The sequence below is a fragment of the Winogradskyella sp. ECml5-4 genome, assembly GCF_036903175.1.
Taxonomy (GTDB): domain Bacteria; phylum Bacteroidota; class Bacteroidia; order Flavobacteriales; family Flavobacteriaceae; genus Winogradskyella; species Winogradskyella damuponensis.
On the sequence record NZ_JAYJLF010000041.1, the window covers coordinates 1 to 3342 of the forward strand.

Consider the following 3342-nt stretch of genomic DNA (forward strand, 5'->3'; position numbering starts at 1 on the left):
TTCCACTTTTACCATTTGTCCGTTATATTCTTGATAAACATCTTTTTTTTCTGTTTTACAACTCAGGAATACTAATGTTACTAATATGTACGAAAGTTTCTTCATAATTAACTACAACGGTTTTGTGTATGATTTCGTTGCGTGGTTTAGGAACTAAAGTTAGCAAATAAATCACAGATAGAAAGTCCGCGAGGACTTTCGTAAGTAGGCTATAACTAGCAATGAATTATACACGGTGTTGTGGTGTCGTTTTTTATTCGGTTAATAATTGTGTTCAATTCGGTTTGCATAAAAATCATTAGTTTTTTTAAGCAAGTCAAAAACTCCGCTTTCTTTTAAATTCTCTACAACTTTGTCCATTGACTTAGCATAATCAGAAGTCAACTGAAAATCTTCGTCTTCGTGATAATGTTCATTATATTCCTCCATATCAAATCCTGAATTTTCGTCAAATTCCGTAAAACCTTGATATTCCCAATCTCCAGTATTTTCTTTTAAGTCCGCAATAAGTTCGTCAGTATCATATCCGCCAAATTTTTCTCTGTAATACTTTAACGTTTTTTGGAATTCTTCTTCCGAATTCAAGCATAAAAGGTTTGCATCAATTGAGAATCCGTAAAACGTTTCATTCGGATGTTCTTTAGCGAATTCAGATATTTTTTTAATCGCAAATTGAGTTAGTTTTTCCGTGTCAAATTTGCTTTTGGATTCACTCATTCTATTCGGTTTAGTTAGATTGAAATTTACCGTAAATAAGGTTATTAAAAGGATTATAAATTTATTCACAATGTTCGTCTTAAATGCACCACAACGTTTATGTATAAGATTAGTTGCGGTTTTGTGTGCGAGGATTTTCCGAAGGAAAATCAGACGTAACAAAAGTGCAACTACCTTTGTTTAAGCCTAAAATAGCAATTAATTTTATACTGTGTTGGGTACAGTTATTTTTATCGGTTTAATATTTTCATAAGGTTCTTTTTCGTTCGCAAATTGTAAATTGTCAAAAGCGATTGCAGATTTGCCTTTTTCTATTTCGGTATTAATTAAATTTTCCAAAAACTCAATTCCCATTGCATCTACTCCGTAATAATCCAAAAGAATAGAATCATTTTTATCAAAATGCGCTTTTATAATTAGAGCTTTTTTGTTTTTAAAACTTAAATATTCAAATTTCTCATTTAATGTAATTCCGATTTCTTCTGCTATTCTTTTTGCGGTCAGTTTGTCAATCCGCATTTTATTAATCAGATATTTATTTACAGTCAAAGGACTTAAAAATTCCGCAACAGTATTTTGTCGGTAGTTTTTTGCCCAAGGAAAATCAGTTTTTTGATTTTGGAACTTTTTTATTAACTCGATAGTCAAGTCAAAACCTAAAGGCAAGTTTTCAAGATTAAAATTCGGAATATAAATTCGGATTAGATTTCCGCTTTTTAATTCAAATTCAGGCACAGAAATTCCGTTTATCTCAAACTCTTTGTTATGGAAAATGCTGTTCGTCATAATTGTACCCAACGTGTTTGTGTATGGTTAGTTGCGTGGTTAAGCAACTAAGTTAGCAAACTAATCACAGATAGAAAATTCCAGCGGAATTTTCGTAAGTAAGCCTTTACTAGCAATAAATTATACACATTGTTAGCCACTGGTTTTTATATCAAATAGATTGCTAATTGGAATTGTCTTGGTATGTAAGCCAAAAATAATCAGTTCCAGAATCTTCAGAGAAATTATAATTCAAATTAATTGTCATATCATTTGGTACTACCCACTGTCTTGTTTCTGTTTCTGAAGGTCCAGGTTCTGGTATAAGTGTATAACTTCCATATCTTGAATTATAGAAATCAGTTAAAAATTCCAAGTTTTGCATATTTTCATTAATCAAAATGTAAGCGTAACTAAATACAGCTTCTTCATGGTCAAACGAATAATAAAATTTAATTTCTCTTGAAATCTCCCCTGGATAGTTTAATTCATAAACCAATTCTTCGTCATCACCACCAAAAGGGGTATTGTCTACAATAATATTGTGTTCCAAAGGCTCTCCGTGGATAGAAATATATTCGGTTGAATTTATTCCAAATTGAGGTATTGGTTCTATAAAATCAGTTAATAGTTCGCTAGAATCAACAGATGATTCATCATCAGATGAGCAACTAAAAATAAATAGTGTAAATACTAATAAAATTAAAATTCTTGTCATTTTCTTTAAAGGTTTATTTTTTTCAACTTGTGGCTAACGTTTATGTATATGGAAAGTTGCGGTTTTGTGTGCGAGGAATTTCCGAAGGAAATTCAGACGTAACAAAAGAGCAACGACCTTTAAGTTTAGCCTAAAACAGCAATTTTTTATATACTGTGTTAGCTACAGTTTTTATTCTTTTTTTTGTTTCGGCTTTATTAATTTCATAAGTTCTTTCTTTTCGTAAGGCATTCTCATAGTTCTTCTATTACTAATAAATCCGTAATCATTCCACATTAATTCAGCTCCATCTTCAATGTCTTCGTAAATCGGTAACAATTCTCCAATTCCGACAAAAATCGATTCCATTTCGAGTTTGTCAGAGTTAATGAATTTATAATTCTTTTCCTTTCCGAGTTTTACTGCTTTGTCAAATGCTTTTTCAGGCGAGTCAGCTTTAATTAAGTGATGATTTCCCCAAGTTGTTACTCTTCGTAAATCTTGTTTTTCATTTCGTTCAACAGGTTCGCATTTTTCAATAATCTCAACGATAAACCAATTTCCATTTTTGTTCGATATTTTCTCTTGGGATTTCATTTTTTAATTCAGTTGCTTTAGATTTAGAGAATCACATTTTTTAGAAATCCACTTTTCCCATTTGTCAATATCAGCTTGTCTAACTATCATTTTTCCGATTAGATTGCCTAGGTCTTTATTCATTATCCCTGAAATAGATTCCAATACTTCTATGTTACGTGTAATCTCAATTACTAATCTTTCTTGATTATCAGGTTTGATGTAATTCTTGAGATATGTCAGACTTTCTTTAAATTCTGGATAACATTCATCTTTCTGTTTACAAGACAAAATACTCAATATTATTAGTATGACGATTGTTTTTTTCAAATTGTAGCTAACGGTTTGTGTATGGTTAGTGGCGGATTTAGAAGCATTTAACTTTTGGTTTAACACTTGGTTTATTAAATGCTAAACTCTTGAAATCCAACACAAAACCGCCATTAACTATACACGTCTTAAGTTTGTAATTCATTAAATTTAAGGATAAATCAGAAAAGACAAAAGAGAGGAGTAAGGTTAATATACACGCAGAAGCTTTAGACTTCGTCAACATTGAAAATCCCCTCTCTTTTCTACACAGATTT

General features: G+C 31.0%; 5 protein-coding genes. All 5 read right to left on the reverse strand.

Annotated elements, in window-relative coordinates; all coding sequences use genetic code 11:
- Positions 1–261: 261 nt before the first annotated feature.
- The 5 genes from VDP25_RS17395 to VDP25_RS17415 all read right to left on the reverse strand — a co-directional run bounded on the left by VDP25_RS17395 (position 262) and on the right by VDP25_RS17415 (position 3085).
- Positions 262–717, reverse strand: a complete 456-nt coding sequence (locus tag VDP25_RS17395; protein ID WP_334471869.1) for a DUF4303 domain-containing protein — start codon at positions 715–717, stop codon at positions 262–264.
- A gap of 204 nt (positions 718–921) precedes the next feature.
- Complete coding sequence (locus tag VDP25_RS17400; RefSeq protein WP_334471871.1) at positions 922–1503, reverse strand: hypothetical protein; 582 nt, start codon at positions 1501–1503, stop codon at positions 922–924.
- A gap of 163 nt (positions 1504–1666) precedes the next feature.
- Positions 1667–2200: a hypothetical protein gene (locus tag VDP25_RS17405; protein WP_334471873.1), complete on the reverse strand. Its 534-nt coding sequence runs from the start codon at positions 2198–2200 to the stop codon at positions 1667–1669.
- Positions 2201–2371: 171 nt separating this feature from the next.
- Positions 2372–2776 (reverse strand): DUF4288 domain-containing protein, encoded by a 405-nt coding sequence (locus tag VDP25_RS17410; RefSeq protein ID WP_334471875.1) that lies wholly within the window; start codon positions 2774–2776, stop codon positions 2372–2374.
- Between the two features lie 3 nt (positions 2777–2779).
- Positions 2780–3085: a hypothetical protein gene (locus VDP25_RS17415; RefSeq protein ID WP_334471877.1), complete on the reverse strand. Its 306-nt coding sequence runs from the start codon at positions 3083–3085 to the stop codon at positions 2780–2782.
- Positions 3086–3342 lie beyond the last annotated feature (257 nt).